15 protein-coding genes and 1 tRNA gene are annotated in these 22,688 nt (G+C 33.7%); 12 read left to right on the forward strand and 4 right to left on the reverse strand.

The features are described from left to right. The first annotated feature begins 14 nt into the window (after positions 1-14). The 4 genes from ACSYSW_RS05345 to ACSYSW_RS05360 are packed head-to-tail and all read left to right on the forward strand — an operon-like array spanning position 15 to position 9,127. A complete protein-coding gene (locus tag ACSYSW_RS05345; RefSeq protein WP_491706166.1) occupies positions 15-4,412 on the forward strand; it encodes an amino acid adenylation domain-containing protein in 4,398 nt (1,465 codons plus the stop codon). A 29-nt stretch (positions 4,413-4,441) separates the two neighbouring features. Beyond that, complete coding sequence (locus ACSYSW_RS05350) at positions 4,442-6,925, forward strand: beta-ketoacyl synthase N-terminal-like domain-containing protein (protein ID WP_491706167.1); 2,484 nt, start codon at positions 4,442-4,444, stop codon at positions 6,923-6,925. After that, the gene (locus ACSYSW_RS05355; protein ID WP_491706034.1) at positions 6,922-8,409 is read left to right on the forward strand and encodes a serine hydrolase domain-containing protein; all 1,488 of its coding nucleotides are present in this window, start codon (positions 6,922-6,924) and stop codon (positions 8,407-8,409) included. The genes ACSYSW_RS05350 and ACSYSW_RS05355 overlap by 4 nt, the downstream gene beginning before the upstream one ends. Beyond that, positions 8,402-9,127, forward strand: a complete 726-nt coding sequence (locus ACSYSW_RS05360) for a thioesterase II family protein (protein WP_491706033.1) — start codon at positions 8,402-8,404, stop codon at positions 9,125-9,127. Before ACSYSW_RS05355 ends, ACSYSW_RS05360 begins: the two co-directional genes overlap by 8 nt. Positions 9,128-9,370: 243 nt before the next feature. On the opposite strand, the gene ACSYSW_RS05365 is transcribed toward ACSYSW_RS05360, so the two are convergent. Beyond that, positions 9,371-10,114: a 4'-phosphopantetheinyl transferase family protein gene (locus ACSYSW_RS05365; RefSeq protein WP_491706032.1), complete on the reverse strand. Its 744-nt coding sequence runs from the start codon at positions 10,112-10,114 to the stop codon at positions 9,371-9,373. Between the two features lie 507 nt (positions 10,115-10,621). Here ACSYSW_RS05365 and ACSYSW_RS05370 point away from each other — a divergent pair. After that, positions 10,622-11,083 carry a DUF4952 domain-containing protein gene (locus ACSYSW_RS05370; RefSeq protein ID WP_491706031.1) on the forward strand — a complete coding sequence of 154 codons (462 nt, stop codon included), beginning with the start codon at positions 10,622-10,624 and terminating at the stop codon, positions 11,081-11,083. A 196-nt stretch (positions 11,084-11,279) separates the two neighbouring features. On the opposite strand, the gene ACSYSW_RS05375 is transcribed toward ACSYSW_RS05370, so the two are convergent. Beyond that, on the reverse strand, positions 11,280-11,846 hold the full coding sequence (locus ACSYSW_RS05375) for a YbhB/YbcL family Raf kinase inhibitor-like protein (protein WP_491706030.1): 567 nt from the start codon (positions 11,844-11,846) through the stop codon (positions 11,280-11,282). Positions 11,847-12,317: 471 nt separating this feature from the next. Between ACSYSW_RS05375 and tal the strand changes: the two genes are divergently transcribed. Both tal and tkt read left to right on the forward strand, forming a co-directional pair. Continuing rightward, on the forward strand, positions 12,318-13,268 hold the full coding sequence (gene tal, locus ACSYSW_RS05380; protein WP_491706168.1) for a transaldolase: 951 nt from the start codon (positions 12,318-12,320) through the stop codon (positions 13,266-13,268). Between the two features lie 241 nt (positions 13,269-13,509). Beyond that, positions 13,510-15,516 carry a transketolase gene (gene tkt / locus ACSYSW_RS05385; protein ID WP_491706028.1) on the forward strand — a complete coding sequence of 669 codons (2,007 nt, stop codon included), beginning with the start codon at positions 13,510-13,512 and terminating at the stop codon, positions 15,514-15,516. Positions 15,517-15,576: 60 nt separating this feature from the next. Here the strand turns inward: tkt and ACSYSW_RS05390 are convergent, their stop codons facing one another. Next, positions 15,577-17,856 carry a TonB-dependent receptor domain-containing protein gene (locus ACSYSW_RS05390; protein ID WP_491706027.1) on the reverse strand — a complete coding sequence of 760 codons (2,280 nt, stop codon included), beginning with the start codon at positions 17,854-17,856 and terminating at the stop codon, positions 15,577-15,579. Positions 17,857-17,969: 113 nt separating this feature from the next. Further along, positions 17,970-18,926 carry a heme/hemin ABC transporter substrate-binding protein gene (locus ACSYSW_RS05395; protein WP_491706026.1) on the reverse strand — a complete coding sequence of 319 codons (957 nt, stop codon included), beginning with the start codon at positions 18,924-18,926 and terminating at the stop codon, positions 17,970-17,972. Positions 18,927-19,160: 234 nt separating this feature from the next. Here ACSYSW_RS05395 and hutX (ACSYSW_RS05400) point away from each other — a divergent pair, with 234 nt between their 5' ends. The 5 genes from hutX (ACSYSW_RS05400) (at position 19,161) to ACSYSW_RS05420 (ending at position 22,287) form a co-directional block, all read left to right on the forward strand. Continuing rightward, positions 19,161-19,649 carry a heme utilization cystosolic carrier protein HutX gene (gene hutX, locus ACSYSW_RS05400; protein ID WP_491706169.1) on the forward strand — a complete coding sequence of 163 codons (489 nt, stop codon included), beginning with the start codon at positions 19,161-19,163 and terminating at the stop codon, positions 19,647-19,649. Between the two features lie 64 nt (positions 19,650-19,713). After that, positions 19,714-20,250: a heme utilization cystosolic carrier protein HutX gene (gene hutX, locus ACSYSW_RS05405; RefSeq protein WP_491706024.1), complete on the forward strand. Its 537-nt coding sequence runs from the start codon at positions 19,714-19,716 to the stop codon at positions 20,248-20,250. Between the two features lie 111 nt (positions 20,251-20,361). After that, positions 20,362-21,306, forward strand: a complete 945-nt coding sequence (locus ACSYSW_RS05410; protein ID WP_491706023.1) for a FecCD family ABC transporter permease — start codon at positions 20,362-20,364, stop codon at positions 21,304-21,306. After that, a complete protein-coding gene (locus ACSYSW_RS05415) occupies positions 21,300-22,130 on the forward strand; it encodes a heme ABC transporter ATP-binding protein (protein WP_491706022.1) in 831 nt (276 codons plus the stop codon). Before ACSYSW_RS05410 ends, ACSYSW_RS05415 begins: the two co-directional genes overlap by 7 nt. An 83-nt stretch (positions 22,131-22,213) precedes the next feature. After that, a tRNA-Cys gene (locus ACSYSW_RS05420) sits at positions 22,214-22,287 on the forward strand. The last annotated feature ends 401 nt before the right edge of the window (positions 22,288-22,688 follow it).

Here is a 22,688-nt window from a genome sequence, read left to right on the forward strand (position 1 = left end):
TAAGGAAGCATATTATGAAGTCTAACTATCCATTAATGTGGTCACAACAGCAATGTTTAATTATTGAACAACTTTATCCTAATAGTTGTGTTAATAACATTGGTGGTTTATGTTTTATTGATGGGGCTGTTGACATTGAACGGTTACACAGGTCTATGCAATCTGCTATAAGGCATTTTGATGTTTTAAGAATGCAGTTTGTGCAAGCAGAAGATGGTAGCATCTATAGTCGGGTATTACCATATCAATCACGAGCAATCCGTCATGTTACTTTTACCGATAACTTTGTTGCAAAAAAATCTTATCCTCATATGCTTGAGACTTTTCAAACTGAGTTATTTAGCCAACCTTTTAAACTATTAGAAAGTGATCTCTTCGAATTGATCTCATTTACGTGTGGTGAGCAGCAAGGAGGGTACTTTTTCAAAGCTCACCATGCCATAGTTGACGGCTGGTCAATGTCACTTTTATCTGATCACGTAAAGTGGGCTTATGAAAATCCACACGAGGAGTGGTTAGATTCACTCCCGCCATCTTACCCTAGTTTTTTGACACAGCAGGATAACTATCAGGCTTCGAAACGTTTTGTTGCAGATCATCTTTGGTGGCAACGTTATATTTCTGAACATATTGATTATTTTCCTGAAAAAACACCAATAACCGAAACAGGTGGAATTTCAAGTACTACTTGGCTTGCTCCTGATATGATAGAACGTATTTATCGATTATGTGATCATTATAAATGCTCGTTAAATGTTTTATTTATTGCATTATTTACGCTATATCGAGCTCGTGTTTGGGGAGAAGAAAAAGGGATAATTGGGGTACCTTTATCTAATCGTTTTTCGCGAGAAGCAAGAAGTTGTTTTGGTATGTTTACTAATCATATGCCATTAGCTTATAGCCTAGATCGCGATATGACCTTTGATGATTTGGTAATAAAAATAAAAACCGAACTTGAAAATGGTTTTAAACATAGTAAATATCCATCATTATTGTTCAATCAAAATTTAGCAGAATATGGTGGTAATCATCTACGGGCTTTTGATTATTGTGTAAATTATTATAATTTTACTTATGAACGTGAAATTATGGGGTTGAATCAACACGTTGAGGCTTATTATTGCAATCAACAGTCTTATAAACTACAACTCGTTTTGCAAACTGTTAATTCACACAAAGAAAGCCTTAAGCTTTGTATTGAAGCGCTAAGTAGTGAATTTGAACCTCGTCAATTAACTGCGTTGAAAAACGGGCTATTAGATCTAATTAATGCTATTGATATACAGCCTCAAGCTACTTTATTGAATTTACAAGTTTACAACACCTCAAGTCATGAAATTGATGATGGCAGAAATTGTAGATTATTTAATGAGCTTTTTCATTCTCAGGTAGAGAAGAACCCTAAACGTATGGCAATAAGGGACAATGGCGTAGACCTTACTTATCAGCAACTGTCATTTAAAGTTGAAAAAATGGCAAAAATATTGGTGAATAAAGGTTTTGGTCAAGGTAGTATTATTGGCATAGCTGCTGAACGAAGTGCTGATACCGTTATTGCTATTTTAGGTGTGCTACGATGTGGTGCTACTTTTTTGCCGCTTAATCCTGATTTACCTGTGGATCGGCTGCGTTTAATGTGTGATAAAACAAAGGTTTCGCATATCCTTTATGATAGAGAGACAAGCGAGTTAGTTAAAAAACTTGATTATAGTGCCACTTTACTTTCGAATATCGAAGATACTATTGACGTGACAGATCTTCCATTATCAACCGTTAATGCAGCTAATTTAGCTTATATTCTTTTTACCTCAGGTTCAACCGGTGAACCAAAAGGGGTACAAGTCACTCACGGTAATTTAGCTAATTATCTTGATTTTGCTATAAAACAATATTTTAACACAGAAGATGAAGTCCCCCTTTATTCCTCATTATCGTTCGATCTGACGATCACAAGTTTATTTGCAACTTTAGGGATAGGTGCTTGTATTAATGTTTGCAGGCGAGAGGAAAGCGAAGCACTCTTGCGACGAGCTATTGTTGAACAACCTAATACGTTTATTAAGCTCACGCCCGCTCATCTGCGTTTAATTTGTGTTGCCGAAATGGGAAGCCAACATATGCGGACGGTTGTTGTTGGCGGCGAAGATTTCAAACTTGAACTCGCTCATAAGGACGCAGCACTGTTTCCTAATGCGACAATTTATAATGAGTATGGTCCAACTGAAGCCACCGTTGGATGTATGATCTACCGTTATACGGGAAAAGAAAAGCTGAACTCTGTGCCAATTGGTCATGCGATTGCTGGATGTCGTATTGATATTTGTTCCCCGTGGGGATGTCTTGTTCCTTTAGGAGAGTCTGGGGAGTTAGTCATTTATGGTGATTCTGTCACGCAAGGTTATATTGCCGCACCAAAACAAACATCCGCCGTTTTTCTTTATGATAAATCTAATACTAGAATTATTGGTTATCGTAGTGGTGACATTGGTTATGCAATAGATTCTGATACGTTAGTTTATGTTGGGCGAGCAGATAATCAAGTCAAAATCAATGGTTATCGTATTGAATTGTCCGAAATCGAACACGTTTTATTAGATGCACCACAGGTTACGGCTATGGCAGTTTCTGTCGCTAATGATGTTAAAGGCAATCCTTGCGCTTTATTAGCTTGGGTTACACCAGAAAATGTTAATATCCCATCTGTTATGCAGTATATGCGAGAAAAGTTACCAAGTTATATGATACCGCAGCAGTGCATTGCAATAAACAATTTACCATTATCATTAAATGGAAAAGTGGATCTTCAGCAACTTATACAAACCGATGGTAAATTTTTGCAGACAGTAGCGTTAAAAGCAGATGAACATCTTTGTGATGAGACAATATATGATAATGTGCGTAATATTGTTAAAAAAGTCTTAGAACAACAACAGTTTGCAGATAATGAAAATTTGTATTTGTTAGGATTAGATTCTATTAAGAGTATTCAAATCGCCGCTGATCTTAGGAAACTTGGTTGGTTTATTCCAGCCGTCCAAGTCATGGGTTGTGGTACGGTTAAGAAAATAGGTGATTTTATTGCAAATCATCATGATTCTTCTTCAAAGCAATCTCTTGAGCTTAGCAATCTAGTTAATTTACCTGCTGTTCATTGGTTTAACCACTTAGATCTTGTTAATCATAATTTTTATAATCACGTTATTATTTTAGATATTTGTTTTTCTTACTCTTTTGAAGAGATAGAACAATGTTTAATTGCGATTATTACCCAGCAGCCAGCCTTGCGTAGTCGATTAAATTATGATGGTTCATTAACCATTAATGATATGTCAACGTGTTATCCTAACGGAGTGCTTAAAACGTATTTTGGAAAGCAGCAATCACTTGAGCAAGTTATCGATGAGGTTAATCATGTTATTGATGTCAGAAATGGACAAGTATTTACCGCAGCCTATTTTCAATCAAGCGTTCAAGAAAATGATAAGTTAATTTTATGCGCACATCATCTAGCGGTTGACATTCACTCTTGGTATCTCATTCTAAGTGCGTTAGATGCTCCGTTTGATAAATCTCAGGCACCTAATCAGGGATTACAAAAATGGAGCCAATATTTGGCGACTAAACGTGTGGATCCGGTGACACAGGACTATTGGAAAACAGTTAATGAAACGGTTCCTCCATCACTGCCTTTTATTAATAATATTGACGTTTCATTACCCTATACGCAAATTTGGAGTGAGGATTTCCGACATGTTTGTGTAGGTCGATTATTATTAAGCGGCGGTGAAAATTCGACTCAGGAAGCAGAAACGCGGCTGCTAACGGCCTTAGCTTCTGTTTTATCGGGTTATAGTAACGATACTTCTTGTCGTATTGATATGGAAGGGGTCGGACGAGGTTGTTGGGTTGATGAACCTGATATTGCTGATACCGTTGGTTGGTTTACGGCTTTTTATCCATGCATAATCCCATTATCTAATGATTTTGCAGATTTATTACCAGATATTCATCATAGATTAGCTCAGCGACCTAACGGTGGCGGAGATTATGGTTTGCTTCAAATGCATAATCAACTCGATAGGCAATTAAAGCCAAGATTACGGTTTAACTATATTGGTATGGGGAGTTATCCAACATTAACACATTTTCAAATTGATCATCAGCGAAGTACTATTTATAACGCACCTGAAAATCATCCTGGTTGTACTTTGGAGCTTAATCTTTTGCTTAGGGCAAGTAATAATCTCTCTTTTTATTGTCGATTTGATCCAAGGCAGATCACATTAAATGAGGTACAGCACCTAATTGCACGTTATAAGAACAATTTAATTAGCCTCGATATATGGCTAAAACAACAATCCAATTGCAATAAAACAAAAGCGAACACATCGGGATTATGGGGTTTATAAAATTATTACATTAACAAGGAAATACAACAATGATTAAAAATGAATTTACATGTGGAGCATTAGATATAGCCATTATTGGTATGAGTGGTTATTTTGCAGGTGCTGAGTCGGTATCTCAATGGTGGAAAGCACTATTATCAGGTAAAGAGTTAACGCAACCAAAACTTGGAAAAAATGATAATGGAGAACCGTGGGTTAACCTCAATTGCATGATTGAATCTCCTTATGATTTTGATGCTGCATTTTTTAATATTCCACCAGGTGAAGCTATTTTAATGGATCCTCAACACCGTGTATTTTTGGAGTGTTGCTATAATGCTATTGAACATGCTGGCTATATACCTGAACAAGTTAAACGCGTAGGCGTATATGGTTCAACTTATGCCAACAGTTATTTAATCGATAGAGTTTATCCTTATCTTAAAAAGAGTCAGGATAATCGTTATTTACAGATTCAAATTGCCAATGAAAAGGATTATTTAAGTTCTTTTGTATCTTATAAACTCGGTTTTAATGGCCCAGCAGTCAGTGTACAAACAGCATGTTCAAGTTCACTAATGGCGCCCTATTTAGCCTGTGAGGGTTTACTTTCTTTTCAAGCCGATATGGCGTTAGCTGGCGGGGTTACATTAGGTTTTTTACAGGAAAATGGTTATAGCCCTGTAGGTGACAATCTGATGTCACAAACGGGACACTGTGCTGCTTTTAATGCTGATTCTACGGGAACAGTTTATAGTAGTGGAGCAGGCGTTGTTGTACTTAAGCGTCTTGAAGATGCTTTGCGTGATAAAGATACGATTTATGCTGTGATTAAAGGTGGTGCATCTAATAATGATGGTTCAAGGCGTGCTGGGTTTGTTGTTCCAAGTGTTGATGGGCAAACAGAAGTCATAAAAATGGCACTTAATGCTGCTGAAGTGAGTCCCAAAGATATTTCTTTGATCGAAACTCATGGTACAGGTACTCCACTTGGTGATGAAATTGAACTCGAAGCTTTACATAAGGTATTTGCACCTGAATGCGCACCCCATAGTATACAAATTTGTTCGGTGAAAGCCAATATTGGACATCTTGGTGTAGCATCAGGTGTTGCAAGTTTAATTAAAACCTCATTAACTTTACATAATAAAAATATACCACCACAAATTAATCTAAACCGTAAGCATAAAAAGTTATTGCAACCTAATACACCGTTTTATATTAGTGAGCTTGTCACGCCACTGATGCCTGAGAAAAAACAGATTGTAGCAGTTAGTTCATTTGGAATGGGTGGCACTAATGTACATTTGATTTTACAAAACTGGGCAATTAAAACAAATGAAGATATTCAACGCAAAGATTACTATATTTTTCCTTTTTCAGCTAAATCTAACTCTTCTTTGAAACGTTTACTTCAGGTTTATTGTGAAGTATTAGCCGATTATAAAGAAGAGGATATTGCTCGTATCGCTTATACGCTTAATGAACGTCGTACTCATTTTTCTTATCGCTGTGCTATTGTTGCTCAAAGTCTTTCTCAATTACGCGATAAGTTAATAGATAAACAAAATAACACTACTCTCTTTACGTCTTTTAAGGAACAACAAAAAATCGTTTTTTTGTTTCCTGGATATGATCAAGCCTTAGAACAGAGCATGACATACCTTATGATGAATCAACCTTCACTTAAACAGAATTATGATCAATTTTCCGCAGCTGTTGATCTGTTTTGGCAAAAAGAGACATGGACACAACCATTAAATCAATTTATTTACCAAGTTGTTTTAAGTGAGTGGTTAATTGAACAAGGTATAATACCGAATGAAATTATGGGTAATAAAGTAGGTGATATTACAGCACAATTTGTCTTACAGGCGATTACCCTTGAAGAGGCTATTTTACAGTTAAAAAATCTTTCCTCTAACCATCAACATTCATCTTCGATTGATGATAGTTTTCGCGAAATCCTTTTTGATATGGCTCTTTCACAAGGGGTTATTATGTTAGAAGTGGGATCTTTTTGTGAGTTTGGCTCTTTATATCATCAAAATATTGACTGGCTTGGTCAGGATCTTTTCTTCACTGTATTAAGTGAACCAATGCTTAAAGATATTTATCCTTTATTGGCGACATTATGGCAAAGTGGTGTAGTTAGTAGTTTACCAAAATGCGGAACAACCCGAACTATTGGTTTACCAAGCTATCAGTTTGATCGTATTCGATATGAGATTCAAACTAACGGTGAAAGTGAAAATAATACATTGCCAGTAAGTTATGCTTCAGTTGAAGATTTTGTCAAAAAAATGTGGTCTACTTTGTTAGATATTGGTCATTATAATGAAGAAGAAACGATCTTTGAGTATGGTGCGACTTCATTATATATTATTTCGTTTGTTAGTCGTTGTAATCATATTTATAAAACCTCTTTAACAGCCGCTGATATTTATGCTAAACCTTGTATTAAGGAACATACAGCCTATATTGCTGAATGTGTGGATGCAGTTTTATCATTTAATGACAGGAATGAAAAATGAAACCATTTAATCGATTCAATTTTTATTTTGTGTTTTGTTGGTTAGTGTGGCTTTTTAGTGCTAATTCACTGGCTGATGATATTCACTCAAGCATTTTACAAGATGCTGGGTTGGTCGAATTAATTCAAAGTCGGATGCAAATAGCGAAAGCGCCTTCAATTGCTGTCAGTGTTAATATAGCAGGCGAACAACGGCGCTTTATATACGGTTTTTCTAATTTAGAACAGCAAATTCGAAATACTGAGAATACGGTTTATGAGATAGGTTCAATGAGTAAATCTTTTACTGGTTTAGCAATTGAGCTATTAATTGAGCAAGGTAAGCTATCTCTTAATGATGATATCAAACAATATTTACCAAATTTAACTTTACGTTATAAAGGGGAGCCGATTAAATTAGATATTTCTGATTTTTTGTACCATACCTCAGGTTTACCTTTTAACACACTAGTTAAGTTGGAAAAACCAACGCCTAATGTATCAATTGAGCAGAAATTACAAGATGTAAATCTGTTATTTATGCCAAAAACGCAATTTTTCTATGCATCTGGTAATTATGATGTATTAGGTGTAGTCATTGAAAAAGTTACAGGTAAAAATTATAGAGAAGCTATCGCATCTCTTATTCTTGAACCATTAGGGATGATGTCGACTTTTTCAGTTAATGGCAATGAGCAAATCACTAACAAAGCAACAGGGTATAAGCTCCGATTTGGTTCACCGGTAAAACTAGATGCACCGATCGCTCTTACTCATGTACCCTCCGCTTATATTCATAGTACGTTAGGCGATATGGAAAAATGGATAAGAGGGCTAATCCATACGGATACACAAGCCTCGATGTTACATCGAGCGATTAAAAATAGTTGGCAGGGAAATAGCAATATACCGTTAGTATCAAATAATCGTGTTTTATATGGTAGTGGTTGGTATATTGACCAAAATCAGGGCCCCTATATTAGTCATGGTGGGCAAACCCCTAATTTTTCCTCTTGTATAGCCTTACGGCCAGAACAACAGGTTGGTATTGTAGTACTGGCTAATATTAATTCGAATGTCATATTGGAGTTATGCTCTGATATAGATAACTATTTACGTATCAAAAAATATGCTGATAACGTAACTGACTTGATCGCTTTAAGTGACTCTATTTTTACTTATTTATTTTTCATTTTGATATTTTTTATTATATTAATTAGTTTACGCATACTGTATCGTTTTTGCGGACACTATAAGAAAAATGGGCATTTAAGTATTGGTTATCGAGATTGGTTGATGTCATTACTAGTTCCTATGATATTAGTAATTGTATTTTATTTAATACCGATTCTATTTTTCTCCCTTGATTGGCATTTTATATTGTTATGGTTACCATCTACAATTTTAATAGATTTGTCAGCAATCATTATTTTAACTTTTTTATTAATATTTAATCATCGAATTAAACGGGTTATTTCACTCAAAGAGGAAGGATGTAATGAGTAATATTAGTTTATATTGTTTACCATATTCTGGTGGTTCAGCTTCGATTTACTATAAATGGCATACCAAACTTGCGGATAACATTATTTTGGTACCTTTAGAACCGGCAGGAAGAGGTACACGAATTCGCCAACCATTATGTCAAACTATTGAAGATGCAATTCAGGATTTTTATCAGCAGTTTATTACACATTATGATGGTGGGGACTATGTGATTTTTGGTCATAGCCTAGGAGGGTTAATGGCATTTGAACTTGTGCACTATATTCTAGACCAAGGGCATGCCATGCCAAAGGCTATATTCTTTTCGGGAGCCAGACCACCGGATAGTGTTCGTGATGAAAAAATATTGCATACTCTTTCTGATGCAGATTTTTTAACTGAAATAGCAAAATTGGGCGGCACATCTGTTGAAGTTTTACGTAATAAAGAGCTAATGAATATTTTTACTCCTATTATCAAAAATGACTATAGGCTTTACGAGCAGTATTCTTTTCAACCTAAATCACGCGTATTAACTTGTCCAATAATAATATTACACGGCGATGCTGATACTTTAGTTACATTAGAGGAGCTTCCTAAGTGGGAAAAGTTCACTGATAAGAAAACTAAAATAATAATTTTTCCAGAAGGAGACCATTTTTTTGTTGATAAAAAATATGAGCAGCTCGTTAATATCGTCAATCAGACTATAAATGATGTGATGCAGAGAAGGGAGTAAATATTTTTATCATATACATATTATAATTTATTACTGAAATGTTCAGAGAGCATTATCATGATATTTATATGAGGTTGCTTGGTTGGTAAATATACGCAAAGTCAAATGATTTAACTAAATACACTGATCCTTGCTAAAATATTAGACAGTGCTCTCCTGTCTAATAATAAACGTTTAAAATTTTGCTACAATACTGATAATTTGTCTTGAATTGGGGACAATAACATCTTTCATGATTTTAAGTTAATTATGAATATGTTGATAATCATTGATTGGATTAAATGTTAACAAAGTATCATAATTAAAAATAGCAATATGATTAGGCGCTTTTGATAAAGATAATGAGATAACTATATCGTTTTTTATCCACTGATGAATACTAATATCGATATCATGAGAGTTTATAAAAATTGAATTTGCAGAAATATTAATATCAATACAATTTAAGCCTAACGACAATCCCATTCCTCGATATTTTATATAAGCTTCTTTGAGCGTCCAGAGTTTCCAAAATAATATAAAACCCTCATCATATGGCAGAGTAGCTATTTTTTGGTATTCGCTTTCAGTGAAAAAACTTTTGCTAATATTTAAATGCGAAGTTGATTTTTCTTGAACAACATCAAGGCTTCGTATCCTTTCAATATCGACTCCAACATCACTACTTTGGCTTATTATAATTGCGATGGCATCAATAGTATGAGATATATTGAAATATAATGGTTTAGGTAGTTTCGGATATTGGATGAAAGGTTTTCCATAGCGATTTTTTAAAAAAATCCAGTCTGTCTTATCAACATGAGGATAATATTTACTTAATGCAAGTTTTAACATTTTTCGTGAAAGGGCATAAATAATCTTATCTTTCTCAATTTTTATCTTATGGTAGCGATATAATTCTTTGGTATCGAGGTAATTTATTGCATCGGCTAGTTCATTACTATTAAAATCGATGTTATCTGCAATAAATAAGGCGTTATTCATCATTTATTCTTCCTTTAATAATATATAAATAGATGGTAAAAGCGGTTTTTATTTTTTATCAAAAATGGGGATAACCCGTTTAGATAAGAGTACAATGTATTAGGCCAGTGGTATTAACTCTATGTGATTGTTTTATAACACTAACTGGGTGGAAAAAACCGGTTCTATATCATATTAACAAGGTGTTAAAAATTTTAATCTACCTCTTATTATACTAGTTAGAAGTAATAACTTGAACTCTATTTAACATCAGTTTCAGTATATTTATGTGTTTCAAGAAACACGGAATAAAACATATTTTGAATTTTGGGATGAACTTTCATAAATTGCCCTCTAACAGAGAACAAAAACTTGCTGTTACAGGTAAAGCAGAAGAATGACAAAATAATGATATTGATTATCTGATATATTGCAATAACGTTTTCTTGAGATATTATATGCCTTGATTTCACTATACTTTATTTATGAGAATTATTTGGATTGTCCTATATTATCAATTATGGTTTTGTTATGTTTGGTTTAACGCGCTTAGTTTGTCACTTATTATGTTGTTTTTTTATTCTGTTATCTGGTTTGAATTATGCACAAGCACATAATTTCTTTAATCATAGAGCAAATTGTGGTGATTTTTTGCGTCAATTCGATCACAATGCGCCAAACTACTTTAAATTAACTAAATGTAAGTTATATGATGAGAGCCAAGGAAAACCTATCATCGTATATTATGAAGTTAATGGTAAATATGCCAGACAAGCATTGCAATATCTTGCTGATAAAATGGGAATTGATGATGAACTTGAGTTTATCTGTTGCTATTGGGGTTATAGGCGTTATCAACCAGGCTCATTTATTAATCCCCAAGATAACACAATTTACCAGGTAAATTTTGCTTCTGGTGAGACGTTGTCTAGCCATCCATGGGAGGATTTAACTTTTTATCTTAGTATTGAAGTATTACGAGATGATATTTAGGATATCGAATCATTCTCGGTAAAATTAGATCATATCGGTGTCTATTTTTACTTAGTATTTTAATCGATTCTTAAAGATGAAATTGACGTTAACTGTTTTACTCTTAATTTACTTTATTTATACATAAAAGTATAAAATCTGCCTCTTAATCTTTTATAAAATTATGAGATGTTAAGAGGCAAGATCATTTATTCAATTATCTTCCATAAGTAAATGTCAGTGAGGTTGAACCTAGAGCATGTTGATTTTTCATAAAATGAACAAGTGCAGGAGTGGCATTTTCATCAACATCTAATTTATCTACATTTAATGCCGTTAAAGTAAATATATAACGATGTGTTGATTGTTCTGGAGGGCAAGCTCCCATATAACCTGGTATTCCTAAATCATTTCGGGTCGATAGGGCTTGCGTAGGTAAAATAGAAGAATTTTGTCCTGCATTTTCGAGTATTTCATGAGTAGAAGATGGAATATTTACAACCATCCAATGTATCCAACCGATGCCAGTAGGTGCATCAGGATCATACATCGTTAAAACATAGCTTTTAGTCCCTTCGGGAGCATTTTGCCAACTTAGTTGCGGAGATATATTATTGCCATTACAGCCAAATCCAAAATCAGAACTCAAACTAAATTGTTGAGGAATTTCAGAAGATTGGAAGCTGTTAGTGCTTAAACTGAATTGTTTAGCTTGGCAATTGGGAACTATTACAAAAAGACCTATGAAAGAAAGTAGCGTTAAAGCTAAACTTTGGTGCTTCATTTTTTTATCCTTACTAAAGTATTGATGATTAATTTTAAGATAATAATTATTTAATTTTATAAAATAATTAGTTAATCAATATAGCAATATACTTTTTTTTATTAAAATAAAAAGTATTTATTAAACGAGAAAAAAATAGCTTCTTTTTTATAAAAAAAGAAAAGTTGGAGTATGCTTTATATTTTGTTGAAATGCGATATTCATTGTCATTAACTATTTTATTAAGAGATTAAAAATATAAATTTAATTTATATGTTCTTAATGATAAATATGGAAAATATTTAAATTCAATAGGTTAGTTAATTTTATGGAAGTATTTTAGTGCACATAAATTGTTTATTTATTCTGTTTACGTATCTTTTATTTAACAAAATAACATTAATCATCACTTAGTTTTATAAATGAATAAATGTTATTATGATTCAGTATAAGATATTTTAAGTAACCAATGTTGTAGAGGATGAAAACATTATGAATCAATTAGATGAATTAAAAAAAATTACAATTGTTGTTGCAGATACTGGTGATATCGATTCTATTAAACAGTTTTCACCAGAAGATGCTACAACAAATCCGTCCTTAGTTTTAAAAGCTGCAGAATTACCCCAATATCATTATTTAATTCAATCTGCGGTTGAAACGGCTAAAAAATTAGGCGGGAGTCACGAAAAGCAATTAGAGAATGCGAGTGATCAAGTTGCGGTAAATATTGGGGTAGAAATTTTAAAATCCATTCCAGGTCGTATTTCAACAGAAGTCGATGCACGCTTATCGTTTGATACACAAGCTTGTATTATAAAAGCACGCAAACTTGTTGAATTATACCGTGAAAAAGGGATTGATAAATCGCGTATTTTAATCAAAATTGCTTCAACATGGGAAGGGATTAAAGCAGCCGAAGTGCTTGAAAAAGAAGGTATTAATTGTAATCTCACCCTATTATTTTCATTTGCACAAGCAAGAGCATGTGCTGATGCAAATGCGTATTTAATTTCACCTTTTGTCGGTCGAATTTATGATTGGTATCAAGCACGTAAACCGATGGAGCCTTATATTGCAGATCAAGATCCAGGTGTTGAATCTGTTCGTAATATTTATAATTATTATAAACAGCATGACTATAAAACCATTGTCATGGGAGCAAGTTTCCGTAAGGTTGACCAAATTTTAGCATTAGCAGGTTGTGATAGATTAACAATTTCGCCTAATTTATTGGCTGAACTGCAAAAATCAAATGCGCCTGTTGTACGTAAATTAGAGCCAAATCAACCTATTACTGAAAAACAAGCACCTTTAACCGAAGCTGAATTTAGATGGTTACATAATAATGATGCAATGGCTGTTGAAAAATTATCAGAAGGTATTCGTGCTTTTGCGGTTGACCAAGCTAAATTGGAAACAATGCTAAAAACTTTATTTTAGAGATATTTATTTGTATTTATAAATATTTTTAAATGAAAGATTTTAAAATAATCATGCAAACAAACTATTAATTATAATTTGATATTATATAAATAATTAATCATTGCAAAATTAAAAATATTATAAACTGCCCATTTGCTATGGGCAGTTTGACAATTTAATATTTAATTTAACCTTTAATCGTTAATACTTATTATTATGAATATCTATTAAAGATTAAACATTTTTTGGAGAGACAAGAATGAGTTCAACCCCGTTATCTCACCGTGAATTGGCGAATGCGATAAGAGCATTAAGCATGGATGGTGTTCAAAAAGCAAAATCAGGTCACCCTGGCGCTCCTATGGGTATGGCTGATATGGCAGAAGTTTTATGGCGAGGTTTTTTGAAACACAATCCGAACAATCCTAAATGGGCAGATAGAGATCGTTTTGTATTATCAAATGGTCATGCTTCAATGTTAATTTATAGCCTTCTTCATTTAACGGGTTATGATCTTTCTATTGATGATCTTAAAAATTTTCGTCAATTACATTCTAAAACTCCAGGTCATCCTGAATATGGTTATGCACCCGGTATTGAAACCACAACAGGACCTTTGGGGCAAGGCATAGCTAATGCAGTTGGTATGGCTATAGCTGAGAAAACCTTAGCTGCGCAATTTAATCGACCAGAACATACTATTGTTGATCACTTTACATATGCCTTTTTGGGTGACGGTTGTATGATGGAAGGGATATCACATGAAGCTTGTTCGCTTGCGGGTACTCTGAAATTAGGTAAATTAATAGCATTTTATGATTCTAATGGTATTTCAATTGATGGTGAGATAGAAGGATGGTTTACTGATAATACGGCAGAAAGATTTGAAGCGTATCATTGGCATGTCATTCGTGATATTGATGGACATGATGCGGCAGCAATTGCCGATGCTATTCGTCAAGCACAGGCTGTAACGGATAAACCTTCTTTATTAATTTGTAAGACTATCATTGGTTTTGGGTCGCCTAATAAAGCCGACAGCCATGAAAGCCATGGTGCACCATTAGGGGATATCGAAATTGCCGAAACTCGTAAAGAACTTGGTTGGGTATATGGTGCTTTTGAAATTCCACAAGAATATTACGCTGCGTGGGATGCAAAAGTTAAGGGTAAAAAATTGGAAGATGAGTGGGATAGCCGTTTTAATGCCTACCGCAGGGCTTATCCAGAACTAGCTGATGAGTTTAGCCGTCGTATCAACGGCGATTTACCAACTGATTGGTTGAATACTGCAAAACAGTATATTGAAAATCTACAAGCTAATCCTGCCAATATTGCTAGCCGTAAAGCATCACAAAATGCAATCGAAGCTTACGCACATGTATTACCCGAATTTTTAGGTGGTTCTGCCGATTTAGCACCAAGTAATTTAACCTTATGGTCAGGATCTAAAGAAATATTAAATAATCCAAACGGTAATTATATTCATTATGGTGTACGTGAATTTGGTATGTCGGCAATCATGAATGGGATTACTTTACATGGTGGATTTATTCCCTATGGTGCGACCTTTTTGATGTTTATGGAGTATGCTCGAAATGCCGTTCGCATGGCCGCATTAATGAAAATTCGAACTTTATTTGTTTATACACATGATTCTATTGGACTTGGTGAGGATGGACCAACTCATCAACCTGTAGAACAAATTGCAAGTTTGCGTTTAACACCAAATCTGAGCACTTGGCGTCCTTGCGATCAGGTTGAGTCCGCCATCGCTTGGCAATATGCGATTGAACGTAAAGATGGTCCAACGGCATTAATTTTTTCTAGACAAAATTTGAAACAACAAGAACGTAATCATGAACAATTAGCGAATGTTTATCGTGGTGGATATATTCTAAAAGATTGCCAAGGTACGCCTGAGCTCATTATTATTTCGACAGGATCTGAGGTTGAATTAGCGGTTGAAGCTTATGATAAGTTAACATCACAAGGTAAAAAAGTTCGCGTTGTGTCAATGCCAGCGACAGATGCCTTTGATAAGCAACCCGCATCTTATAGAGAGTCGGTTTTACCTTCTTCAGTAACAGCAAGACTTGCTATTGAAGCTGGTATTAGTGATTATTGGTATAAATATGTCGGATTACAGGGTAAAGTTATTGGTATGAAAGGATTTGGAGAATCTGCGCCTGCAGAACTGTTGTTTAAAGAGTTTGGGTTTACATTAGATAACGTTTTATCTGTTGCGACAAGTTTATTAAAATAAATAATTATTATTGAATAAATGATTAGAGAAGCCTCGTCCTTGCGGATGAGGCTTTTTATTTTAAAAATCAATATTTAATCCGACTTGTAAACTACGTCCAGGTTCGGTTGTTAAGTCTAAATATTTTGGACTGGAATCAGCAAACATTTTGTTATTACTAAGGTAATCCCAATATTTTTTATTAGTCAGATTATAAATACCAGCATTAAATTTAATATTTTTCGTCATATTATAATATGCCGTTAAATCTATAGTGCCATGTCCTGCAATACGGAAATACCTTTTATTTGAATCAGTAATGGGTTGTCCATTATTATTGTAACTGGAACGATTAGTCGGCTCTGCTCGTTTCCCTTTTTGTAACGTGGTGGTTAATGCTAACCCATATATCCCATCAGAATCATCCCAATTTAATCCTATAATTGTTTTCAATGGTGCAACAGAATCAATTTCAACATATTTATCACCTAAATAATTTGATTTTGATTTACCTTGATTGTAACCAATAGCAAAACGAGCTGAAAGACCATTAATTGCGGTTAACCATGTGCCAAAATCCCATTTACTAGATAATTCTGCACCATAGATATGCGCTTTATCTCGATTAGAAGGTTGATAAAGAACTTTATTATGAGATCCCGCATAGTCCTTGATATAACGATCATAAGCAATAAAATCTTTATAATTGTTATAAAAAATTGCACTTGATAAGATCAATCCTTTAGTCGGTTCGCCTTTTAGTCCTAATTCAAAATTATCACTCGTTTCTGTTTTTAAATTAGGATTGCCCACTAAAGCATATAAGTTGTAATGTGCTAAATAAGAGCCATAAAGCTGGTTACTGTTAGGCATTTGTGCACTACGTTTATATTGTAAATATAAAGTAAGATCACGGTTTAAATCATACATTAAAGCAAGGCTTGGTAACACTTTAGTATCATGGCTATTTGAATATTCTTTACGTAGCTGTGCTTGATTCATACCAGGTAAAATCATATTACTAAAGTTTTTAGGTTTAATATGCTGATAGTTAACTCTGACCGCGGGTACTAAATAAAGATTATTCTGGTTAATTTCAGCAATTGTCATACGGTCTTCTGCAAACATACCTGCCATAAAACTTTCACTATCTGCTTGTGGTTTTGAATAGTTACCATTAGGAAAGATACCAGGAAAGTTAGGTTTTGTATTTGTCCAAAATGGTGATTTATCAGAAAGCCATTTGCCATTGATACCGGCTGAAATAGCCTGATTGTGTGTCGTTTTGTAGAGTTTACTTTCAAATCCGCTCGTTTTGGTTTTAAAGGCCGTCTTCATTAAACTATGCATGTTGCCTAAAGCAGTTTTATCTTTAGCTTCTGTTTGCTGATAATAAATTTGACTGGAAAGTAAATCAATCCATGTCATATTAGCGGGTGTCCAAATATCTTTAATAACTAAGCTTAATCGATTTGTATCACTGGTTTGGCGATCGTGAGAATCAATTGCCGTACCATCTTTATTCCATGTCATGTAATTGGAATGATTATTACGTTCGTAATAATCTAAAATAGTTCTAATTGCATGTTCGTTTGTTGCTTGCCAATTGAAACCCGTTAATACAGCATTTGAATGCCAATTTTCAGGATAAGCATGAATAATATTACTTTTGTTACGTGTTTCTTGCCCATCGCGACGGCTATAAACCAAAATACCATTAAAATCTTTATCACCAAAAGCAGAAGTAAAACCATTATGCCAACTATGATTACTTGTATCGTAATTGGATTGGTAATTAATCGATATATCTTTGTTATCAGTTAAATATTTCGATGCCGTTTTGGCTTCAAAAGCTACATTTCCGCCCAAGGCTGTATTAGCATGACTTGCTGATGTTGCCCCGGCTTCAATCGTGACATTGTCATACATATAGGGATCTAGATAGTCTCTGCCTATCCCATAGCTACCAAAACCAGCGCGTCCAACTCCGTTAACTCGACCTTGTGCGATGGGCTGTTCAATACCATCCACTTCAATGGAGACTCGATTTGCATCTAAACCACGGATGTTATAACCAGTATAACCACCACGATCCCAACTACTTTTACCGGTACTTGAGCCACCTACGCTACCAGAAGCGGAAATCAAAGGTTGATAACGCATGATAGAGCCAAAATCATTACCGCCATATTTCTCCATATCTTGCTGTGTGATTTCGGTTTTGCTTTCGGGATCTTTATCTAACTCCACTGCTGGCGCTTTGATAATCATAATATCATTTTTTTGACTAGCATGAGCAAATGGAAAATAGCAAAAAGATAAACTGATACTTGCCAATAAAATATTTCTTTTTTTAATCATGGAAAAGCCTCGTTGTTATTTGATTCAACCATTTTGTTGATATCGACAGTTTTAAATATGAAAATATTAATTTTTACATTGTCCAATGGCTGGCAGTTTTGCCATGAATTTTATTATTTTGATTGAGGATAAAACCCGTTATAAAGTATTTTGGCATCTTGAGCTATATTTAAACCTAATCCAAGAATGGCATATTGATCTATATCAATAATACGTTGATTTTTCCAAGCATTTGTATGTTCAATGCCCGAAATGGATTTTAAATTATTTAATCCGCCTAATGCATCAATTGATTGAGTCGTTGTGACGATAATATCGGGATTGGCTGCGATAAATGCTTCTTCAGAATAAATTTTATGACCTTGATGAGTCGCAAGATTTTCTCCACCAGCAAGATTAATTAATTCATCAATTATCGTGTCTTTTCCTGCAACTAAATTTGTCCCTTGCATATTAAATAAAAATAATACTTTTGGTTTTGTTGTTTGTTTTGCTATTTGTGATTGCAGTGTTTTTAAATCACTTTTTATATTGTTGATTATTGTTTCACCTTGTGAGGGTTTGTTAAGTATATTAGCGATAGATTCAATATTACTAAACAGCGAATTGGGCGTAGCTGGAAGGCGTGGTAAGGCTAATATTTTAACATTATTTTCTGTTAATTGATTAAATATTGTGTTTGGTTCAATATCTTGCCAAGCAATAAATAAAGTAGGATTGAAAGATAAAATACCCTCAATATTTAAGAGTTTCCAATAACCAATTTTAGGTAATTGTTGAACTTGTCGTGGATGGACACTTGTTTTATCAACAGCAACAATTTTATCGCCACTATTTAGCACGAAAATGATTTCTGTTAAGGCATCACCAACGCTAATAATTCGCTCAGATTGATTTTGTGTAGTTAATGGTGGTGTTTGTAAGGCAGGTACAACATGATTGGCGCTCACATCGTTTGAATATAAGTTGCTATTTATGTTGCTATTAGCAAATACATGACCACTATTTACAAAAAACAGAATAGCTAAAGTCAAGACAGCAAATAAAGCTGGCATTGAACGTTTACTCATAACTAACCCCTAAAATGATATCATAAAGATCTGTCATTTTATTGTAAATGAAAATCATTATCAATAATGGCTTTGTAAATTTTATCCTGTTAACATTTTTTAACTTATTAATTTATATTGTAATAAAAATATAAAATTATCTTATATTAAATCTAAGCCATTAAATTTTAGTTGATAAATGAGAATAATTATTATTTAATCTATTTTCATTTACTAACTTATGCCCAATAAAACATGAAATTAGCAGAGTTTATAAAAGACAATCCAAATTCACCTTTACATGAAGTTGCATCTCAATTTCATGTCTCTTTGCAAACTGTACTTTGCAGTTATCCTAATTGCTTTTTTGTTCATGCCGATCATTTTGATACGATTTGGCAGGCGGTAAGAAATTGGGGTGAAATTATGTTTTTATTACATCTACCGGATATTATTGTCGAAGTAGAATGCCATTTGCCGGATGGAAATTATCATAATGGTTATTTTAATCTTACTCATCAAGAAGGATTTAGTGGACATTTAAAAGTTGAAAATTGCCAAAGTATTGCTTTTATAGAACGCCAATTTTCGAAGATGGATACCTCAGCCATTATTTTTTTAAATCAAGAAGGAAATTCCATGTTTGAGATTTTTGTTGGTTACGAAAAGTTAGATTCAGGGCTTAAAATTCGTCAAGACCAATTATCGAAATATCGACAATTAGCAAAGCAATTAACGAATTGAATAAATTAAAATCAATTAAATCCGATAGTTAAAATTTAAACTTCTTTCAATAAAAGTGATTAATATGAACGACACAGAATTAAAAAATTATGTTATCCATCATCCGACATTTACACTCGAAAAAATAGCCGATGATTGCCATGTTAGTTTATTACAAGTTATTCACGTTTTACCAAAACAAAAAACAGTGTCATCTGAACATTTCGATGCAATTTGGGAAGAGGCAACAAGATGGGGTAAGGTTACTTTTGTTGTCTACACGAAAGATATTATTTTGGAATATAAAGGACCATTACCGGAGGGATATCATAAAGTGGGTTACTTTAATTTAAAGCATACGCATGGATTAGGAGGGCATATTCGTGCTAATCATTGTCAATTTATTTCATTTGTAGAAAAGGAAGTTGAAATAAAAGAACAAAATAAAAAAATGCATTCTGCTTGCATTATGTTTATAAATCAAAAAGGGAATGCGATTTGTAAAGTTTTTGTTGGCAGAGATGCTCAGCATAATTTAGATAACGATCAATTAGCAAAATTTCATTATTTAGCCGATAAATTTACTGAAGTTATTCCTACAGCCTCATCAAATAAACTTTAATGACACAATAATTAATATATGAACGAACAAACCAGCAATATAAAGATTGCGAAAATCGATTTACTTAAACCCTATATTGGAATAATGATCCTTATATGCTTACTTTTGATAATGATAATTATTGCTGCCAGTTTAGGGGCTTTAAGCATATCTTTTAATCAAATAATTCATTTATCAATGAAAGATCCTCTTTGGCAAATTTGGTTTGCTATTCGGCTGCCTCGTATTTTGTTAGCAGTCATTGTTGGCATGGCGCTAGCTTGCTCTGGCGCTGTGATGCAAGGATTATTTCGTAATCCGCTAGCTGATCCAAGTTTGCTTGGCATAAGTAGTGGCTCAGCATTAGCTGTCGCTTTTATGGTAATATTACCTTTAAGCAGTTTACCTTCGTTTATTCTATTATATAGTCAAATATTTGCTGCATTTATGGGGGGAGCAATAATATGTTTATTAATTTATCTTTATAGTTATTCACAACAAGGTACATTAACTAAATTGATATTATTAGGAGTTGCTATTAATGCAATTATTGGCTCAATCATCGGTTTATTAAGTTATATTAGTAATGATTTACAATTGCGCCAATTATCGCTATGGACAATGGGTTATTTAGGTAAAGGAGGCTGGCAATTAGTTGGGCTGTCGTCACTTTTAATCTTTCCGGCTATATTTTTCTTATTTCGCTTATCTTCTAAACTCAATATATTACAATTGGGTGATGAAAATGCTTTTTATCTTGGCATAAATGTCAAACAAATCAAACGTTATCTCTTATTATTGTGTTCGCTCTTGATAGGAACATCGGTTGCCATTGGCGGAATTATTGCTTTTGTCGGATTGGTTGTACCGCATATGATTCGATTACAAGTCGGATCTGATCATCGATTTTTAGTTATTGGTTCCGCTTTAGGTGGTGCTATTTTATTACTGCTTGCCGATACGCTTGCTCGTACACTGGTGGCACCGACAGAAATTCCAGTTGGACTTTTTACCAGTTTTATCGGTGGACCTTATTTTTTATTTTTGTTATTAAAAAAAAGAGCGAATTTATGTTGATTGCGGATAACCTTTATTTATATTCTTCCTTAACTAAAACGCTATCTAAAAACAATCCTAAATACGCTAATAATGAATTAAGAAGAGCGATTATAGATCAGGTTTCATTACATATTAAGCAAGGAGAGCTAGTTGTTATTATTGGTCCAAATGGCGCAGGTAAATCATCTTTGATCAAAATGCTAACAGGATTTATCAAACCAGACAAAGGAAAATGCTTTCTATTGGGAAAATCATTAACGGAATGGACACAGTTACAATTAGCTAATATCCGTGCTGTTATGTTACAACACAACCAGGTAGCCTTTCCATTTACTGTTAATCAAGTTGTTGCTATGGGGTTATCGGCAAGCGCTAAAAAAGTAGATCAACGTATTATCAATCACGTCCTAGACTTAACCGATACCTTAAAGTTTATCCATCAAGATTTTCGAACACTATCAGGTGGAGAGCAGCAACGAGTCGAACTATCTCGAGTATTAGCACAAATTTGGTCAAAAAATACACCGCAACAATCAAAATTATTATTTTTGGATGAACCCACTTCAGCGTTAGATTTACACCATCAGCAAAGTAGTCTACGTTTACTTAAAACCCTTACTCAGCAAACATCGTTAACAGTTTGTTGCATCTTGCATGATCTAAATTTAGCTGCGCTATTTGCAGATAAAATTATCTTACTCCATCAAGGTAAAATAGTTTGCCAAGGAACACCAAAACAAGTATTGAATCAACAAAATATACAAAACTTTTATCAGGTAGATATAAATATTTTAAAGCACCCATCACACAAAGAAATCCCTCAAATCCATCTACTTAAATAAAAAAAGAGACGATTGATGTAATTATATGCGATTGCATCTTGACGATAATATAAGTCAATGCTACTATTGCGCCTCAATTCAAAGGCGCGTTGGCAGAGTGGTCATGCTGCGGATTGCAAATCCGTCCACCTCGGTTCGATTCCGGGACGCGCCTCCATTATATACTCTGTAAAATCAACGAGTTAAAAAAACACCCCGATTAAAAAGAATACGAATTGGAATAAAGTTAGAATATACAGTATTAATTCTATTATTGTTTAAGTTAATTTATACTACATCTTTTTAGACGGATTTAAGGTTGGGGAAATTTTAACTTTGCGGTCATAAATATTGACCTGTGATTCCGTTTTTGACCACTAAATAATTGTTTATCTTTTGTTCCTCCTTCATAATCTGAAATCGCTTTTGCTTTGATATCATGAAATGTACAATTGATTTTTATTCTTAATCTATTTTCTGCTTTTCGTTTAGCTTCTATCCAATAAGAATTAAATGTTTTGTGGATTAATGGTTGTCCAGATTTATTTAAAATAATAAATGATTCTAAGTTTTTAGGTG

It is taken from the genome of Gilliamella sp. ESL1225 (assembly GCF_058502635.1).

Coding starts and splice junctions, on each gene's coding strand:
- ACSYSW_RS05370 (WP_491706031.1), top strand. CDS start 10,622: ATGTTTGGTTTAACGCGCTTAGTTTGTCACTTATTATGTTGTTTTTTT.
- ACSYSW_RS05375 (WP_491706030.1), bottom strand. CDS start 11,846: ATGAAGCACCAAAGTTTAGCTTTAACGCTACTTTCTTTCATAGGTCTT.
- tkt (WP_491706028.1), top strand. CDS start 13,510: ATGAGTTCAACCCCGTTATCTCACCGTGAATTGGCGAATGCGATAAGA.
- ACSYSW_RS05395 (WP_491706026.1), bottom strand. CDS start 18,926: ATGAGTAAACGTTCAATGCCAGCTTTATTTGCTGTCTTGACTTTAGCT.
- ACSYSW_RS05415 (WP_491706022.1), top strand. CDS start 21,300: ATGTTGATTGCGGATAACCTTTATTTATATTCTTCCTTAACTAAAACG.
- ACSYSW_RS05360 (WP_491706033.1), top strand. CDS start 8,402: ATGAGTAATATTAGTTTATATTGTTTACCATATTCTGGTGGTTCAGCT.
- ACSYSW_RS05410 (WP_491706023.1), top strand. CDS start 20,362: ATGATAATTATTGCTGCCAGTTTAGGGGCTTTAAGCATATCTTTTAAT.
- ACSYSW_RS05365 (WP_491706032.1), bottom strand. CDS start 10,114: ATGATGAATAACGCCTTATTTATTGCAGATAACATCGATTTTAATAGT.
- ACSYSW_RS05355 (WP_491706034.1), top strand. CDS start 6,922: ATGAAACCATTTAATCGATTCAATTTTTATTTTGTGTTTTGTTGGTTA.
- hutX (WP_491706169.1), top strand. CDS start 19,161: ATGAAATTAGCAGAGTTTATAAAAGACAATCCAAATTCACCTTTACAT.
- tal (WP_491706168.1), top strand. CDS start 12,318: ATGAATCAATTAGATGAATTAAAAAAAATTACAATTGTTGTTGCAGAT.
- ACSYSW_RS05350 (WP_491706167.1), top strand. CDS start 4,442: ATGATTAAAAATGAATTTACATGTGGAGCATTAGATATAGCCATTATT.
- ACSYSW_RS05390 (WP_491706027.1), bottom strand. CDS start 17,856: ATGATTAAAAAAAGAAATATTTTATTGGCAAGTATCAGTTTATCTTTT.
- hutX (WP_491706024.1), top strand. CDS start 19,714: ATGAACGACACAGAATTAAAAAATTATGTTATCCATCATCCGACATTT.
- ACSYSW_RS05345 (WP_491706166.1), top strand. CDS start 15: ATGAAGTCTAACTATCCATTAATGTGGTCACAACAGCAATGTTTAATT.